Below are 16187 nucleotides of genomic sequence, written 5' to 3'. Positions count from 1 at the left end.
ATTCGTGCGGATTCTCTTCGTTCATCAGAACTTTCCAGGGCAGTACCTCCACATCATTCAGCGCCTGGCTCAGCAGGGGCAGCACCAACTGGTGGCTCTGGGCATCAATGCTCTGGATCGCGGGCGTGGCATGCCTGAGAGCCTCAAACATTTCCGTTACCGACTTGATCGCGGCAACACCAAGGGTGTCCATCCCCTGGTGATGGAAACGGAATCCAAGATCATCCGCGCTGAGGGCTGTGCCCGTGCTGCGGAACAGCTCAAGGCAAAGGGCTTTACTCCTGATTTGATTTGCGCGCATCCCGGCTGGGGTGAATCGCTGTTCTTGAAGGCGATCTGGCCCGACGCGCCACTGCTTTGCTACCAGGAATTCTTCTACAACGAAAACGGTTTCGACTCCCACTTCGACCCCGAGTTTCAGGACGATCGCAGTTGGCAAGAGCAGGCGAAGCTCACCATGAAAAACGCCTACCTGCATCTCACCCTGGAGCAGGCGGACTGGAACATCTCCCCCACCCATTTCCAGGCCAGCAGCTTTCCAGAGCACTGGCGCCGAAAAATCAGCGTGATTCATGACGGCGTTGATCTTCAGCAGGCCCGTCCTCATCCATCACCGGCGCCGCTCAAGCTGCCCGATGGCACTGTTCTGGAGAAGGGCCAGCCGATCGTCACCTTTGTGAACCGCTCCCTGGAGCCCTACCGGGGCTGCCACACCTTCATCCGAGCCATCCCTGAACTGCAGCGGCTATACCCTGAAGCGCGGTTGGTCGTTGTTGGTAAGACCAAGGGAGTGAGCTACGGCGCTGCATGCCCTGATGGCGAATGGGGTGATCGCTTCCTGGCGGAGATCGAGGGTCAATACGACCCGAGCCGGGTGCATTTCACGGGGGCATTGCCCTACAGCCAGTTCATTCCCCTACTGCAGCTCTCCGCCTGCCACGTTTATCTCACCTATCCCTTCGTGATGAGCTGGAGCCTGCTGGAGGCCATGGGATGCGGTTGTGCGGTGGTGGGTTCCGACACGGCTCCAGTGCGGGAGGTCATCCGTCACGGTCAGAACGGCGTGCTGGTGAATTTCTTTTCGCCCACTGATCTGGCCGCGGCGGTGGTTGAGATGCTCAATGACCGAGAGCGTGCTTCTGCGTTTGGTGTGGCCGCCCGCGAGACGGTCGAATGCACCTATGAACTGAATGCCTGCGTCACCCGACAGCTGGCCTTGATGGATCTGGTGGCGAGCCGCAGCATCGTGGCCTGAGGCCACCCGGCAGACTGAGCCGCTGTACCCGCATCCCGCACGTGAGTCAGCTCCAGAGCCTCAGGGGCATGGTGGATCTGCTGCCCGAGGCGCTTCAGCGTTGGCAGGCGGTGGAGGCCATGGCGCGGGAGCAGTTCCAGCGGTCTGGGTTCGGGGAGATCCGGACGCCGCTTCTGGAGACGACGGATCTGTTCTGCCGTGGCATCGGTGAGGGCACCGATGTTGTGGGGAAGGAGATGTACAGCTTTCAGGATCGGGGCGATCGCTCCTGCACCTTGCGGCCGGAAGGCACCGCATCCGTGGTGCGTGCTGCCCTCCAACACGGCTTGCTCAGCCAGGGCGCCCAGAAGCTCTGGTATGCGGGGCCGATGTTTCGCTACGAACGTCCCCAGGCGGGCCGGCAGCGGCAGTTCCACCAGATCGGGGTGGAGTGGCTCGGGGCGGAACGAGCCCGAAGCGATGTAGAGGTGATTGCTTTGGCCTGGGATCTGCTGGCCAGCCTTGGCGTGGGTGGCTTGCAGTTGGAACTGAACAGCCTCGGTACGTCCGAGGACCGGCAGTCCTACCGCAATGCTCTAGTGACCTGGCTCGAGCAGCGGTTTGAGGCTCTTGATCCCGATTCCCAGGCACGGCTCAGCACCAATCCGTTGCGCATCCTCGACTCCAAAAACAAAGACACCCAGGCGCTGTTGGTGGATGCGCCCACCTTGGCTGATTCACTGTCTGATGCCAGCCGTGAACGTTTTGAAGAGGTGCAGCGAGGTCTTACTGCCCTTGGGATTCCCTTCCGGCTTAATCCCCGGTTGGTGCGTGGCTTGGACTACTACAGCCACACGGCCTTTGAGATCACCAGTGATCAACTGGGGGCCCAGGCCACCGTGTGCGGTGGTGGTCGTTACGACGGCCTGATCGGCCAGTTGGGCGGCCCCCAGACCCCCGCCATCGGTTGGGCTCTCGGCATGGAACGGTTGTTGCTGGTGTTGGAAGCCGCCGCGCAGGCTGATCCTCAAGGTGTCGCTGCCCGGCTAACGGCGACGGCTGCACCTCAGGTTTACCTGGTGAACCGGGGTGGGGAGGCCGAGCGTGTCGCCTTGGCCTTGGCACGGGATCTGCGGGCCGTTGGGCTGCGGGTGGAGTTGGATGCGTCGGGTTCGGCCTTCGGTAAGCAGTTCAAGCGGGCCGATCGCAGCGGTGCTCAATGGGCGTTGGTGCTCGGCGATGAGGAGGCTGAGCGTGGGGAGGTGCGTCTGAAGTCGTTGAATCAGCAGGCTGAAGAATGCACCGTTGCGATCGCGCCAGTGTCCGCGATTGTGGAGAGACTGCTCACCCCCTGAGGATGCAGATCCACCTCGTCACTGGCGGTGCCGGTTTCCTTGGCTCCCATTTGATCGACCGTCTGATGGAGGCCGGCGATGAGGTGATCTGTCTCGATAACTACTTCACTGGTCGCAAGTCCAACATCGAGCGCTGGATTGGCCATCCCCGTTTCGAACTCATCCGCCACGACGTCACTGAACCGATCAAGCTCGAGGTGGATCGGATCTGGCATTTGGCATGTCCCGCCTCGCCGATTCATTACCAGTTCAATCCGGTTAAGACGGCCAAGACCAGCTTCCTCGGCACGTACAACATGTTGGGGCTGGCCCGGCGGGTGGGGGCTCGTTTGCTGCTGGCCAGCACCAGCGAGGTCTACGGCGACCCTGAGGTGCATCCCCAGCCTGAGAGTTACTGGGGCTCTGTGAATCCGATCGGTGTGCGCAGTTGTTACGACGAGGGCAAGCGCATCGCTGAAACACTCTGTTTTGACTATCAGCGCATGAACGGTGTGGAGGTGAGGGTGGCGCGCATCTTCAACACCTACGGCCCGCGCATGCTCCTCGACGACGGTCGGGTGGTGAGCAATTTCATCGTTCAGGCCCTGCGGGGCGAACCGCTGACGCTGTACGGCGATGGCAGCCAGACCCGTTCGTTCTGTTACGTCAGTGATCTGGTCGAGGGCTTGATTCGCCTGATGAACGGTTCCGAGATGGGGCCGATCAACCTTGGCAATCCCGAGGAATTCACGATCCGACAGCTTGCGGAGCTGGTGCGGATGCAGATCAACCCGAAGCTGCCGTTGGTGGAGAAACCCTTGCCGGAAGATGACCCACAGCAGCGCCAGCCAGCGATTGACCTTGCTCGTCAGCAGCTGGATTGGCAGCCGACTGTGTCACTGGAGCAGGGCCTGGCTCCCACCATCGACTCCTTCCGTAATCTCCTTGGACTTGCCCAAGGCCGCAGGACGTGACCATTCAACGGATCTGCTGCATCGGTGCGGGGTATGTGGGTGGCCCGACCATGGCGGTCATTGCTGACCGCTGCCCGCAGGTTCAAGTGCAGGTGGTGGACATCAATCAAGCGCGCATCGACGCCTGGAATGATCCCGATCTCAGCAATTTGCCGGTGTATGAACCGGGGCTCGACCGTGTTGTGGAACGGGCGCGGGGGCGCAACCTGCATTTCTCCACTGATGTGGCGGCTTCGATTGCCGCTGCAGACATGGTGTTCATTTCGGTGAACACGCCCACCAAGACCAAGGGACTGGGAGCTGGACAGGCCAGTGATCTCCGCTGGGTGGAAGCCTGTGCCCGTGAGGTGGCTCAGGCCGCCACTGGTCACACGATCGTGGTGGAAAAAAGCACCTTGCCTGTGCGCACGGCTGCGGCAATCAAAACCATCCTGGAAGCCGCCAGTGAGGGAGAGGAGCACCGCACGTTCTCGGTGCTTTCCAATCCCGAGTTTTTGGCGGAGGGAACGGCCATCCGTGATTTGGAGGCTCCGGATCGCGTGCTGATCGGTGGCGATGATCCTGAATCCATTGATGCTCTCGCTGCCATTTACGCCCATTGGGTTCCGCAGCAGCAGATCTTGCGCACCAACCTCTGGAGTAGCGAGCTCTCCAAGCTCACCGCTAATGCCTTTCTGGCGCAGCGGATCAGTTCGATCAACTCGATCGCTGCCTTCTGCGAGGCCAGCGGGGCGGATGTGCGCGAGGTGGCCCGGGCGATTGGCACCGACAGTCGGATCGGTCCGAAATTTCTCAATGCCGGACCTGGTTTTGGTGGCAGCTGTTTTCAGAAGGACATTCTCAATCTGGTGTATCTCTGCCGGCATTTCGGCCTGCCGGAGGTTGCGGATTACTGGGAGAGTGTGGTTGCTCTAAACACCTGGCAACAGCACCGCATTGCCCGCTTGGTGGTCGAGAAGCTTTTCGGCACCGTGACCGGAAAGCGATTGGCGATTCTTGGTTTTGCCTTCAAAGCCGATACCAACGACACCCGCGAGGCTCCGGCCATTCGCATCTGTCGCGATCTCCTGGAGGAAGGCGCTCAGCTGGCCATTCACGATCCCAAGGTGGCGGCCCATCAGATGGCTCATGACCTGCAACAGGAGCCAGCATTCCAGGCTGAAGCTCTCAGTGGAACCGGTTGTTGGGCGCAAGTAAGAAGTATTGAGGATGCCGTTGAGGGGGCTGATGCCGTGCTGGTGCTTACCGAATGGCAGCACTATCGCGATCTGAATTGGATTTCTTTGGCAGGTCGGATGCGCAAGCCGGCCTGGGTTTTTGACGCCAGGGCAGTCGCTGACCCTGAACAGGTGAGAGCCGCGGGACTCACCCTCTGGCGCGTCGGGGATGGAGAGGCTTGATGCAGCGAACGGTTCTGGTCACCGGCGCCGCCGGCTTCATCGGTGCGGCCTTGTCGATACGACTGCTTCAGCGTGGTGATCGCGTTGTCGGCCTCGACAACCTGAACGACTATTACGACCCCAGCCTCAAACAGGCGAGGTTGCGTCAGATCGAAGCAGTGGCTCCGGCTGGAGCTTGGCGGTTTAAGCGCATGGCTTTGGAAGATGCTGAAGCACTGAATGCACTCTTTGCTGAAGAACAGCCCCAAGTGGTGGTGAATCTGGCCGCTCAGGCCGGTGTTCGTTACTCCTTGGAGAATCCGGCGGCCTATATCCAGAGCAACCTGGTGGGTTTCGGAAATGTGCTGGAAGGCTGTCGCCATTACGGCACAGAAAACCTTGTTTATGCCTCAAGCAGTTCGGTCTACGGCGGCAACCGCAACCTGCCCTTTCGTGAGCGTCAGCCGGTGAACCACCCGGTGAGTCTGTATGCCGCGAGTAAAAAGGCCAACGAGCTGATGGCCCATACCTACAGCCATCTTTATGGCTTGCCAGCCACGGGATTGCGCTTTTTCACGGTGTATGGCCCCTGGGGTCGACCCGACATGGCTCCGATGCTGTTTGCTCGGGCGATCCTTTCTGGCGAACCGATCAAGGTGTTCAATCACGGCAAGATGCAACGTGATTTCACCTATATCGATGACATCGTTGAAGGGGTACTGCGCTGCTGTGACAAGCCAGCCACGCCGAATCCGGAGTTTGACCCGCTACAGCCGGACCCTGCAACCGCAGCTGCCCCACACAGGATCTTCAATATTGGCAACAGTCAGCCCACAGAACTTTTGCGCTTCATCGAAGTGATGGAAGAAGCGCTTGGTCGTGAATCGATCAAGGATTTTCAACCAATGCAGCCTGGTGATGTGGTGGCTACGGCCGCTGATACAGCGTCTTTAGAAGCTTGGGTCGGCTTTAAGCCTTCAACGCCACTTGAATTTGGGATTAAAAACTTTGTAGAGTGGTTTATTCGATTTTATGATGTTTAGTGCCTTATGGTTGTTTATTGATGCCACATTGCCAATAGTAATAGGAAAAAGCTTTTACCCGCCCAGCTCTAGATGCTTAAATCTACTGGTGAGAATGAAGGTTTAAAAGCTATTACTGTTGTCGAAAATTCCAAAGCTTGAATGCCGAGCTGCGCTGGACTTGGCCTTGATATTGAGCATGGCCTTGGCACGAGATAGTGTGAAGCAGCCCATTCCTCAAAGCCTCTGCCAAGTTTGAGCACAATCGCTCAGTGTAGGATGGCCCTAAGTTTATGTCCTCAGAGGTAATCGCCATTGTCTCTATAGGTATAGGCATGCTTTGCGAGTAAATAGAGCAATCAATTCATTCACACTCCATTTCCTCATGGTAACCAACGCCCAAGCTGCCGATATCCCCTTAGAGAAAAGCCTCGATAATTGCGCAATAATTATACCTTTCAAGGATAATCATTTTTTCACGATAAAATGTTTGCGCAGTATTGTTGCGTCAGCACTTTCCAGCACTCTGCCAAAGATATATCTAGTCGACAATAATAGTGAAAGAAGCGAGACGTTGGATGCCGTTAAAACAATAATCGATGAGTATCCTGATAACATCCAACTGCTCTCTTACAGCCAGCCATTTAATTTTTCGGCTATTAATAATTTTGCTGTTAGGCAATGTGCTGAAAAGTATATTTTCTTCGTTAATAATGATATAGAGGTTTTGACTCCGGGTTTATTTGAGGCAGGAATTCAATGTTTAGAAAACAAAGAAATTGGTGCGATTGGATTCGAGCTTTTGTATGCTGATAATACAATTCAGCATTCTGGTATTAGGATTAATAGCCGAAATAACCCTTTTCATGAATTGCTAAATCATCCTTCTAGCAATGTTTTGCCTCAAAATGCTGTTCATCAAACAATTGCTTGTACAGGTGCACTTCTTGGATTAAAGAGAGATATATTTATTTCTGCGGGGTGTTTTGATGAGAACTTGCCAGTCAGCTACAATGATGTTGACTTGTGCCATAGTGTAAGCAAGCTAGGCTTAAAAATAGTCGTCAATAGATTTTATAAAGCCTATCATTATGAATCAAAAACGCGTCAACTAGATTCTGAGAATAATGAATGTCGAGCCCGATTGCTTAATGATCGCCGTAAGCTTCATGAGAAACATGCAAATATTTATATGCCTGCTTTGGTTAATCCTTCACAAATCAAATCTGGCAGATCATTGAATGAAATGTTGTCATCTAATAGGCTGATATCATCTCAAAATTTAATACAACATGGCCCATTGTTTAAGGTATCTTTCGTGTCGACGACACGGCAAAAAAATGTTGGACTTGATCCATCTATTATTTATAGATGCATAAATCCCGCCAAGTATATATATTCGCAGATAAAGTATTCTAAATGCAATGTTATCTCGAGTGCTCAACTTGTAGATAATTTTCAGCAATTTGCTGAAAGCGGCATGGGAGATGATCTCCTCGATGATTTTTTTTCCAGTAATGTTGTTGTCTTTCATAGGCCATCTTTTAGCCCAGAATTGATGCAAATTGTCTCAAGATTGAAGGGCAATGGATGCAAGATATTTGCTGATTACGACGACTTTGTCTTTGATATCGGCGAGTATAAAAATTCAAGTGCTGGTCAGCAAATTGATTCAGCCTCGAAAGATATAGCGCTCCTTAATGCTTTCTCATTAAACCAATCGGCTTTATCTTTGTTTGATCAGTTTATTGTTTCCACAACAGAGTTGAAGCATGAGCTTCAAAAAACCTTAAAACATACATTTAATAAATCCTATGATATTCACGTTATCCCAAATACACCATCAACCTTTTGGATGTCATATGCTGATGTTTTATTTAATAAGTCATCTAAAGAGAAAAAGAGAGTCGTTAACACTTCGCGTCTTGGCTATTTTGGTGGCACTGCTTCGCATAGTAAAGATTTTCAACTTGTTCATCAGTGGGTATATGATTTTTTGGGGAGTAATCCTCAAAATCAATTTATTTACTGCAAAGTTGCTTTTAATCAGTTATTTCCAAAAAATTTCAACGAACAAATAAAGAGTTTTGCTCCTGTAACCTACAATAAACTTCCTTCGATCTACAACTTGTCTTGGTTAAATATAGCTCCGCTTAGCCCTAGTTCATTTAATCAATGCAAAAGTGGTTTGAAATACTTTGAATCAGCTCTCTTTGGCCTACCCGTGTGCGCTACACCGATTCCAGATATACATCATAGATTCGAAGAGTACCCTTTGCTGTTTATGCTTGATACTTACGAGTCAATTTTGCATGCACAAGAGGAATCCAAGTTATTATATAGCCATTTCGATCAATATCTTGAGGCTTGGAATTATGTTTTGCAAGGTCTTAAGACCGAAAATAAGTGTATTCAGGCCAATTTCCTCCAACTTATAATGGCATAAATTATGAAAATACTCTTTCTCTGTCCAGACTACTTTCTTCGGGATACTTTTTATGAGTATCGGTGGATTGTTAGGGCTCTCGCTTCTTACCTGAGTGACGATCCGCTTGAACAACTGGGGATCGAGATGAAAATATACTGTGGGAAAGTTCTTCAATCCTCGATTGAAGAAAATCTCCCACTTGCAAATAAAGTCTTTGTCAAGACCTCAGGAAAGGGTGTATTTGATCAAGAACGAATGTTTGAACCATATTACTGGAATATTGATGCTGCAGAAAAGATTTTTAATGCAAGCATGAGTTTCAATGACACTAGTTTTTATGCGCTTAGGCAAAAAGTTTTATTGGAATCTATTTATAAGAGTTTTCCTGCTACTCACATCATTCATTGGGGAAATAACGTGCCGTTGGCTAGGTGGTGCGTTGAGAAAAGTATAAAAAACTATTTTGTTGAGATGGGTTTTATGCGAAGCCCCTCGATTGAGTCTTTAGTTATTGATTCTTGTGGTGTCAATAGTTTAAGCACTATCTCTAAATCAAATGAAAATGATTTTATTTGCAATCATGATTTCCCTATTGAGGTTTTACGTGAGTCTGTCTTTGAGTCTCATAACAATACTTATGAGGCCCATTGTAAGGCTGCTACCTGTTACAACGGCCCTAGCATCTATGAATCGTATAAGAGTCTAAAATTAATCCCTCTTTCATCAAATAATGCAGGAAGTATCAAATCAACCGCAGGAAAAGTATTGATATTTCTGCAGTTAGCCGATGATACGCAAATTGTGGGTGGTTCCTATTTTCGCTCAATGCTGGAATATCTTCAATTTATTGTTCCTCATATAAAAAATGTTCACGGCCAAGATGTTCATATCTCCGTTAGATTTCACCCTGGTTCCATTGGTAAATCTGCGCGACCTTTCAATATTATAGATAGGGATCAATGCCGTGATTATATGTCTTCCGAGGAAAACCTCTTTGAACTTAGTATCAATCAGGATTGGTTTGTGCAAATCATGTATTGCCATTCAATTTATACGATAAATTCATCTATTGCGTTTGAGAGCTGGCTATTTAATCCTTCATTAGATATTTATTTATCTGGTATTGCTGGCTGGTATCCTTCAGGGCATCTTTATGAGAAATATCACGGAGTCTCAGGTAAATTCAAACAATTTGTCTACCCCCTTGTTCCAGATGTTTTGAAGGGTATTGCATTATTTTCGCTTGGTGGGTACTTGTATTGTTGGGATAAAACCGGTAAAACTCTGGTTCAGAATATTGTTCATAGGATCCTTGCTGAATCTGTTTCAGCCAGCCTCCCGCACCTGAGATTTGGAATGCCTGGTCCTGGCCTTCAAGAGGTCATGCAGCGCGCTTCAGCGACCTCTCATATACAAATTAAAGAAAAGTTCGATCAAAATTTTCTTCCTAGGCCATTATCTTGCAATGTAATCGAGCTTCTCACTTTCCTAAATTCTCAAGAACTCAAATATTTCAATGATATCTACGATTATGATGATAATAGCTCTATTCCGTTGTCCTTGTCTCTTGATAGGGTGTCATCTGTTTTGACTTTGGTATGGCAGCATTGCGAGGAAGACAGAGAAGCAATCGAATCTTCTAGTACAAATAAAAGCGATCAAACACTTCATCTCTTCGTTGCTACTTCTTTAAATCATGTTATTTGTAGAGAAACATTCTCTCTTCTGGCCCTTAAGGCAGAAAATATTCAATTTAAATTACCTCTTAGTAAATTCGATGAAATTGAGTTAGAGCACTTATATGTTTACGTCTTCTTGCCTTTGTTGTATGACGGCCAAACATGTAAGGGCTCTTACAAATATCAGGTGGGAACTTACTAGTTTGTATTGACTGTTTTTCTGGCCTGTAGATTTAATGTTGGTCAATCCCTCTTGTTTATTTACGTTTAAACTCAAGGTTTTAAATAAAATTCAATCAATCATCGGTAGAGCATTTGATTGAATTAAAAGTCTTGCATATTGCGTGAGTTGCTCCTTAATGTTATTCCAGTTTGCAGCTACATTCCCATAATTAACATGACCTTTGAATAGTTGTAGATTAATTTGCCCTTCATCACTACTTACCTCTGGTTCGCGTGTTCCCTCTAGAAGTGGCATCAAATTTAAAAATAACATCTCATAGCTTTCTGACGAGAATTTTTTGAGATTGCCTTGAAATGATTCAAGTATTTTCATTTTCTTTTCGCGGGAGCCCGAAAAAACAATGATCTTTCTTTTGCAAGTACTAAAACTGAAAAGGAAGGCATGCGTTGCTAGATCTAGGTGTGCGAGACGATTTAACACGTCTTGCCGAAGAATTTCATTGGTATAGGGTCGTGGAGTATCAAATCCACCGTCATGATTTAGCAAGAACATTCCAAATGGATTTTCCAAGTAATGAATATTTCCGTTACCTAGTACCATAAAGTTCTGAGCCCTTTCAATTGACTCGTTTGTGATATTAAGTGCTTCTAGTAAGGTGAAGTGTGATGATTCTTTCGTGTTGTTCAAGTAGTTGCATGTGAACTCTGGACTTATATTTCGGAATCCAAAGATTGATGGATAGTAGTTTTTGATCGACTTTGCCAAAAAACTAGAGTAGCAATCTGTACCGATAGGAGCTATCAAAAAATTTGAAGCCTGGAACTGCTTTGTTATTCGGTCTAGGTGTGCACTGGGATATGTGATAATTTCCGATGCTGTCTTTTTCACTACGACCAGTTCTAATCTTGAAAGCCACTATAGCTCACAATTGATTTTCTAAGTTTTATTTAGGCTGAGTTGGGAATCAAATTTTTTACTTTTAGTTTAACCCCTCATTATCTCGGCTCTAAGAGAATGTATTGTCATGGCTTTATTAATTCTCTTGCCTGGCCTGTCTTAATTTAATTCAAGATATCTTATTTGGTCCCTTTGGTGAGAATTTGTGGCCTCAATACGAGCCCTTCTTAATCATGAACGATCGGAGCTATATAAATCAACTTGTGTTGATCATTGTAGTAGTGCCAGGCTGTCTTTCCTCTTATGGTATTTATCGATGATGTTTGTAGTCTCCCTTTGATGCCAATGTCTGTCATCTCTCTCTATCTCTATCTCTGTCCGGTGGCTCACGGTGCTCTGTGTACTGAATGAGCTTTTAGCCTGCTTCCGTGCAACCTTACCTTGCCCGTGTCCAGATAGACGGCCAAGCCTCTTGGTGAAAAGATGCGACAAAAAGAATCAGTGGAAAGTTTGCATCTTCTTTCTGAAGAGTCTTCTGCTTTTACAACAGTGTTTGTTGGCTTTTAAGTGGTCCACTTGTAGCTGTAATTCTTAGATCGACTAATCCTCGAGCTTTTTTCTCTGTCAGTGATTATTCGTTCGCGATTGCTCTTTGTATCCAATAGTCCAGTTCGTCAATTCCATTATCGACTTCGCTGCAATATAATAAAATATCTTGAAGATAAAGTGTCGACACTTTTTTAATCATCTCGTTGGTATACATGTTTTCAGCAATTGGTATTTTATTTTTGTTGAGTAGGTTGTTGATTTCGCTCGCTTTCGTTGTGTGGGTTATCTCAGTAGTGCGTTCGCAGCCTTTGCTCGTGAAGATTGAGTTCTTGTCTCTTATGTCTTCTACGTTAATTCCAGTTCTCGCATATATTTCTTGATTGGCAAGTTTAATCTTTTCTAGTGAAAAATATTGGTCGTAGCTGCGGTATAGCAAAAAGTCGCATTGAGGTCTCGTGTGCTCGTCGTTGTATATCGAATCTATATTCTCCCAGATATGATCGATGAAGTCAGTGAAGCTTAGGCTTTTATTGAAATTAAATGCTTTGTGCGCGCGTTGGTAGCTTTCTTCTGAATGTTCATTCTGTGAATGACATAGCTTATCTAAAAAAAATGATAAGAGTCGCTTGAATGGATTCCGAAGAATGATGTACGCGTAATCGGCTTGTAATGCTTCTTTTGTGCTTGCATTGAAACAGTCATTATTGAGGTGTATCCATTCAATTTCTCTTAGGCTTGTAATAGTACCATTTCCCTTTGCGATAGCGTATCGGAGATTAGAACAGCCATTTTTAGGTATCCAAGTGCATATAGAGTTGCTTTGATAATGAATACTTGTGTGCTTGATTGCAAAGTCGTGATCTTGATTCGTCTTAAGGTTGGATGCGTCGCCTTTGGTTTTGAGGAGTGAGAGATTTCTCTTGCCTTCTCCCGCACTTTGTGGTGAGTTCTGTTTAAGGTTCAGGTTTTTTAGGCAGCTTTTTGTTGCTTTAAGAGCCGCTATATCAGCATATTTGAAGTTTTCTCTCTCACGCTCTTTGGACCTTTGTAGCTCTGATGCAAGCAGTGTTGCCGCTTCTTTGAGGTTTTCATAAAGGCCAAGCTTTATTTTCTCGCCTTCTTTCTGAAAGTCTATTTCATTGACATCATATTCAATAAAGTGTTCGATGATTTTCTCTCTTATCCCTTCGCATTGTGCTTCTACCTCAGGTCTGGCTTGTTTATACTTCTCTATTGGAAATACCTTTTTTAGAGCGTATTCAAGCTGCACCTGTCTCTCTTTTGCCTTTTTTAGTTCGATCGCTAGCGCTGAGGCTGCTTTTGTATCGTCTTGGCTGAAATCTGCTTTGTTCGCCATGCTTAAGCCCAATCTGGGTTCGTAGCATGCATTCTGTCATAGCTGTTGGGGTGGGTTGCATCATTTAGAATGCTCCTGCATGCGCTTGAATCGGGGGAGCAATCAATGTCATGTATGGAGAATATTGAAAAGCAAGATGGCATTGAAATGGCTATTCACGAATTAATATCCAAGGTAGATGAATCTCAGTCATTGATTGATGAGCTTGAGGGCCAGATCCAGGAGCTAAGGTCGCAAATACAATCAAAAGTGGACGCTGAATATGCTCCTAAGTTGCAAGCATTGCAAGAGCAATTAGACTTTTATTATGCCCTTAGTTGTAAGCAGTCGGAGATCATTCGAGCATCCGAGTTATTGCAAGCGAGGACATTTGCTTTGTTGGCGGGTTCTTAGGTCTGAGTGTTGGCCCGCTCGGCTCTATTAAGGAGGTCTTCAATAAAAAAGCCGGCATTATGCCGGCTTTGGTGCAATCAAATTCTCACGCTTTGATCAGGCGGAACCAACTCCGGTGTATGACCCGTAGAAGAACAAGCCCACAACGAACAGAACTGCCATTCCGCCTGCAGTGGCAACCAGCCATAGGGGAAGAACGCCTTCGGTCCAACGGCTTCTCCAGGGTACAGCCGGTGTTCCATCAGGATTGCGATCGGGAATTCGACCGTCGGGATACGGGGATTTTTTTCCGCTCATCGAATAATCCTCAGTTGAAGAAGTAGCTGGACATGAGCACTCCGGTTACGAAGACAAACAGCAGGCCCAAGTACAGGCTGGTGCGGTTGAGCTCAACCGGAAGGTTGTTGGGGTTGGGATTGCGTTCCATGGGTCAGATCAGCGGCGGATGAACTGCATCGCGCCGAGGGCGCCAAGGAAGAAGACCGTCGGGATGCCAAGGGTGTGCAACGCCAGCCAACGCACCGTGAAGATCGGATAGTTGCGTGGCGTGGTGGCGACGGGTGGAGCTTGTGTCATGACTTATTTCAGGCGGATGTCGAGTTCAGATTTGCCCTCATAGCGCTGGCTCACCACGGGAGCCTTGCTCTCAGATGCTTGGAAATAAGCATCGGGGCGAGGGGTGCCGAAAGCGTCGTAGGCGAGGCCGGTGGACACGAACAGGAAGCCTGCCAAAAAGATGGAAGGCAGTGTCACGGCGTGGATCACCCAGTAACGGATGCTCGTGATGATTTCGAAGAACGGTCGTTCTCCTGTTGAGCCGGCGGCCATAGCGTTGGGCGTGTCAGAACAAGGATCTTAGGAGGTGGCTCTGGTGTGGTGAGGCTGAGGCGTTACCTCAGTTACACAGCGTTGCCCACCCAACGGAGCAGGTTGCCCCGCTCACCCAGCACAAAGGCATGCTCTCCGTCGAAGACCATGCGGGTGAAGTTGCTGGGTTGACGGTCCCCGACAGGGTCGTTTTCCCAGCTGTCGCCGCCGTCTTTGCTCACCAGAAGGGTGCCGTTGCCGCCGCCGGCCCAAATGGCTCCGTCGTCATCCCACGCCAGATCCATGTAGCCGTAGCCGTTAGTGATCGGGATGATCGCCTTGCTCCAGCTGTCGAAATTTCCAGGCTCATCGTTGAGGCGGATCTGAGCACCGCGAGCAACCATCCAGAGATTGCCATCGGGTTGGAAGCCGATGCTTTGCAGCCGCTGGCTGCTCACGCGCTGGTGCACCTGCCAGACGGAATCTCCCGGTTCCCATGTGGCATAGAAGTTGCCGAGGCCACTCACGCTCACGTAGCTGCCATCGTTGCTTCGACGCAGATCCCGGACGGCACCCGCGGCGTCGGTCACCTTGGCTTCCCAGCTGCTGCCATCGTTATGGGTCTCGTAGACCGCCCCCACGTTGGTGGCCAGTTCTGCGGAATGGCTTCCCAGGGCAGTGATTAGGTAGGGCTCGCCGGGCAATTTGGTGTCGAGGAACAGGCGGGTCCAGTTCTGCCCGCCGTCATCGCTGTGCATCAGCAGCCCTGGCTGTCCTGCGATCCAGCCTTCATCGCCATTGAAGTCGATGCTGATCAGACGAAAGTTTTCTTCGTCGGGTAGGTCCAGGCTGCGCTCATTCCAGTGGGCGCCACCGTCATTGGTTTCCCGGATCATCCGGTTACTGCCCACCAGATAGCCGTGGCGGCTGTCGGTGAAGGCCACATCCAGTGGGTTGGCCTGGGTGTCGAGATCCATGGCCTGCCAGGGGCTGGTGGTGGCCGTGGGGACGTGGGTTGTAACGCAGCCGCTGAGGCTGATCCCCAACACAAAAACCAGTATGAGCTGGGTCGCAGAGTTCAACAGACGTTTCATGGGTTGGCCTCAGCGCAGGGAATAAAGGGATAGGAAGAAGGCGAAGCCGAGGGCAAGGCCGCCAAAGATCAGAACATTCTTCTGTCCTGGGGTCATTCGGTTGACACCGAGGCCGAAATTCAGATTTTCGTCGAAGCCGCTGGCTTTGGCGCGCGGGCCGATGTCGCGGAAAGCGGCCACTCTGCTCCTGCAGACCGGACAACGAAACGACATCGGATCGAGATCTTCGAAAGCCGTGCCGGCTTCGATACCAACCTTTTTGACGCCTTCCTCTGGGTCGTAGACGTAGCCACAGCTGCGACATTCGAAACGGTGGGTCCGTGTGTCGCTCTCCGGGGTGGTTTCAACCGCTGGCTCCACCGCTTCGGTCGATTCGACCGGCTGGACGGACTGTTGTTCGTCGCTCACCGCTGTGATGCTGGGCGAGTCGACTCTATCGGCGACAACTCTCGGCAGTGAATGCCAGACTGGCTCGACCTACGGGGACCTCCATGTTTGCCCTGCCCGGCTATGACGCCTTCCTGGGGTTTCTGCTGATTGCAGCAGCTGTACCTGTGTTGGCTCTGGTGACCAACAAGTTGGTGGCGCCGAAAAGCCGTGCCGGTGAGCGCCAGCTCACCTACGAATCCGGCATGGAACCCATTGGCGGGGCCTGGATTCAATTCAATATCCGCTACTACATGTTTGCGTTGGTCTTCGTCATCTTTGATGTGGAGACTGTGTTTCTTTATCCCTGGGCTGTTGCGTTCAACCGTCTCGGCTTGTTGGCCTTCATTGAGGCCTTGATATTCATCGCCATTCTCCTGGTGGCATTGGCCTACGCCTGGCGCAAAGGCGCCCTTGAGTGGAGCTAGTC

The 16187-nt window shown here is 49.6% G+C and carries 17 protein-coding genes; 9 read left to right on the top strand and 8 right to left on the bottom strand.

All coding sequences use genetic code 11. The features are described 5' to 3' along the window. The first annotated feature begins 4 nt into the window (after positions 1–4). The 7 genes from Q3Y53_RS00640 to Q3Y53_RS00610 all read left to right on the top strand — a co-directional run bounded on the left by Q3Y53_RS00640 (position 5) and on the right by Q3Y53_RS00610 (position 10252). Complete coding sequence (locus tag Q3Y53_RS00640; protein WP_303531677.1) at positions 5–1255, top strand: glycosyltransferase family 4 protein; 1251 nt, start codon at positions 5–7, stop codon at positions 1253–1255. A gap of 41 nt (positions 1256–1296) precedes the next feature. Continuing rightward, positions 1297–2589 carry a histidine--tRNA ligase gene (gene hisS, locus Q3Y53_RS00635; RefSeq protein ID WP_303531675.1) on the top strand — a complete coding sequence of 431 codons (1293 nt, stop codon included), beginning with the start codon at positions 1297–1299 and terminating at the stop codon, positions 2587–2589. A gap of 2 nt (positions 2590–2591) precedes the next feature. After that, positions 2592–3542, top strand: a complete 951-nt coding sequence (locus tag Q3Y53_RS00630) for a UDP-glucuronic acid decarboxylase family protein (RefSeq protein WP_303531673.1) — start codon at positions 2592–2594, stop codon at positions 3540–3542. Further along, positions 3539–4942, top strand: a complete 1404-nt coding sequence (locus Q3Y53_RS00625) for a nucleotide sugar dehydrogenase (protein ID WP_303531670.1) — start codon at positions 3539–3541, stop codon at positions 4940–4942. Before Q3Y53_RS00630 ends, Q3Y53_RS00625 begins: the two co-directional genes overlap by 4 nt. Beyond that, positions 4942–5964 (top strand): NAD-dependent epimerase, encoded by a 1023-nt coding sequence (locus Q3Y53_RS00620; protein WP_303531667.1) that lies wholly within the window; start codon positions 4942–4944, stop codon positions 5962–5964. Before Q3Y53_RS00625 ends, Q3Y53_RS00620 begins: the two co-directional genes overlap by 1 nt. Before the next feature lie 364 nt (positions 5965–6328). Then, positions 6329–8389 carry a glycosyltransferase gene (locus Q3Y53_RS00615; protein WP_303531664.1) on the top strand — a complete coding sequence of 687 codons (2061 nt, stop codon included), beginning with the start codon at positions 6329–6331 and terminating at the stop codon, positions 8387–8389. A 3-nt stretch (positions 8390–8392) separates the two neighbouring features. Further along, positions 8393–10252 carry a hypothetical protein gene (locus Q3Y53_RS00610; RefSeq protein ID WP_303531661.1) on the top strand — a complete coding sequence of 620 codons (1860 nt, stop codon included), beginning with the start codon at positions 8393–8395 and terminating at the stop codon, positions 10250–10252. Positions 10253–10342: 90 nt separating this feature from the next. On the opposite strand, the gene Q3Y53_RS00605 is transcribed toward Q3Y53_RS00610, so the two are convergent. Then, positions 10343–10921, bottom strand: a complete 579-nt coding sequence (locus Q3Y53_RS00605) for a hypothetical protein (RefSeq protein WP_303531660.1) — start codon at positions 10919–10921, stop codon at positions 10343–10345. Between the two features lie 841 nt (positions 10922–11762). Then, positions 11763–13037, bottom strand: a complete 1275-nt coding sequence (locus Q3Y53_RS00600; protein WP_303531659.1) for a sulfotransferase family 2 domain-containing protein — start codon at positions 13035–13037, stop codon at positions 11763–11765. Between the two features lie 114 nt (positions 13038–13151). Between Q3Y53_RS00600 and Q3Y53_RS00595 the strand changes: the two genes are divergently transcribed. Beyond that, complete coding sequence (locus Q3Y53_RS00595; protein WP_303531657.1) at positions 13152–13430, top strand: hypothetical protein; 279 nt, start codon at positions 13152–13154, stop codon at positions 13428–13430. Positions 13431–13526: 96 nt separating this feature from the next. Here Q3Y53_RS00595 and Q3Y53_RS00590 read toward each other — a convergent pair whose 3' ends face one another. The 6 genes from Q3Y53_RS00590 to Q3Y53_RS00565 form a co-directional block, all read right to left on the bottom strand. Continuing rightward, the gene (locus Q3Y53_RS00590; protein WP_011363231.1) at positions 13527–13727 is read right to left on the bottom strand and encodes a photosystem II reaction center protein J; all 201 of its coding nucleotides are present in this window, start codon (positions 13725–13727) and stop codon (positions 13527–13529) included. 10 nt (positions 13728–13737) lie between these two features. Further along, positions 13738–13857, bottom strand: coding sequence for a photosystem II reaction center protein L (locus tag Q3Y53_RS00585; RefSeq protein ID WP_006852026.1), 120 nt, complete (start codon positions 13855–13857; stop codon positions 13738–13740). An 8-nt stretch (positions 13858–13865) separates the two neighbouring features. Then, positions 13866–14006 carry a cytochrome b559 subunit beta gene (psbF, locus tag Q3Y53_RS00580; protein WP_166015669.1) on the bottom strand — a complete coding sequence of 47 codons (141 nt, stop codon included), beginning with the start codon at positions 14004–14006 and terminating at the stop codon, positions 13866–13868. A 3-nt stretch (positions 14007–14009) separates the two neighbouring features. After that, positions 14010–14258, bottom strand: a complete 249-nt coding sequence (gene psbE, locus Q3Y53_RS00575) for a cytochrome b559 subunit alpha (protein ID WP_006850675.1) — start codon at positions 14256–14258, stop codon at positions 14010–14012. A 71-nt stretch (positions 14259–14329) separates the two neighbouring features. Further along, positions 14330–15331 carry a photosynthesis system II assembly factor Ycf48 gene (locus tag Q3Y53_RS00570; protein WP_226424918.1) on the bottom strand — a complete coding sequence of 334 codons (1002 nt, stop codon included), beginning with the start codon at positions 15329–15331 and terminating at the stop codon, positions 14330–14332. A 9-nt stretch (positions 15332–15340) separates the two neighbouring features. Further along, entirely contained in the window at positions 15341–15739 is a 399-nt protein-coding gene (locus tag Q3Y53_RS00565; RefSeq protein WP_226424919.1) for a rubredoxin, read from the bottom strand. A gap of 83 nt (positions 15740–15822) precedes the next feature. Between Q3Y53_RS00565 and Q3Y53_RS00560 the strand changes: the two genes are divergently transcribed. Next, positions 15823–16185 (top strand): NAD(P)H-quinone oxidoreductase subunit 3, encoded by a 363-nt coding sequence (locus Q3Y53_RS00560; protein WP_011363234.1) that lies wholly within the window; start codon positions 15823–15825, stop codon positions 16183–16185. Positions 16186–16187: the final 2 nt, after the last annotated feature.

This window comes from Synechococcus sp. YX-04-1 (assembly GCF_030546365.1).
GTDB lineage: Bacteria > Cyanobacteriota > Cyanobacteriia > PCC-6307 > Cyanobiaceae > Parasynechococcus.
The sequence above is the reverse complement of the archived record's forward strand: the minus strand, read 5'-3'. Positions and strand labels throughout refer to the sequence as shown.

Coding starts and splice junctions, on each gene's coding strand:
- Q3Y53_RS00630 (WP_303531673.1), top strand. CDS start 2,592: ATGCAGATCCACCTCGTCACTGGCGGTGCCGGTTTCCTTGGCTCCCAT.
- Q3Y53_RS00620 (WP_303531667.1), top strand. CDS start 4,942: ATGCAGCGAACGGTTCTGGTCACCGGCGCCGCCGGCTTCATCGGTGCG.
- Q3Y53_RS00615 (WP_303531664.1), top strand. CDS start 6,329: ATGGTAACCAACGCCCAAGCTGCCGATATCCCCTTAGAGAAAAGCCTC.
- Q3Y53_RS00610 (WP_303531661.1), top strand. CDS start 8,393: ATGAAAATACTCTTTCTCTGTCCAGACTACTTTCTTCGGGATACTTTT.
- Q3Y53_RS00600 (WP_303531659.1), bottom strand. CDS start 13,037: ATGGCGAACAAAGCAGATTTCAGCCAAGACGATACAAAAGCAGCCTCA.
- Q3Y53_RS00595 (WP_303531657.1), top strand. CDS start 13,152: ATGGAGAATATTGAAAAGCAAGATGGCATTGAAATGGCTATTCACGAA.
- Q3Y53_RS00590 (WP_011363231.1), bottom strand. CDS start 13,727: ATGAGCGGAAAAAAATCCCCGTATCCCGACGGTCGAATTCCCGATCGC.
- Q3Y53_RS00585 (WP_006852026.1), bottom strand. CDS start 13,857: ATGGAACGCAATCCCAACCCCAACAACCTTCCGGTTGAGCTCAACCGC.
- psbF (WP_166015669.1), bottom strand. CDS start 14,006: ATGACACAAGCTCCACCCGTCGCCACCACGCCACGCAACTATCCGATC.
- psbE (WP_006850675.1), bottom strand. CDS start 14,258: ATGGCCGCCGGCTCAACAGGAGAACGACCGTTCTTCGAAATCATCACG.
- Q3Y53_RS00570 (WP_226424918.1), bottom strand. CDS start 15,331: ATGAAACGTCTGTTGAACTCTGCGACCCAGCTCATACTGGTTTTTGTG.
- Q3Y53_RS00560 (WP_011363234.1), top strand. CDS start 15,823: ATGTTTGCCCTGCCCGGCTATGACGCCTTCCTGGGGTTTCTGCTGATT.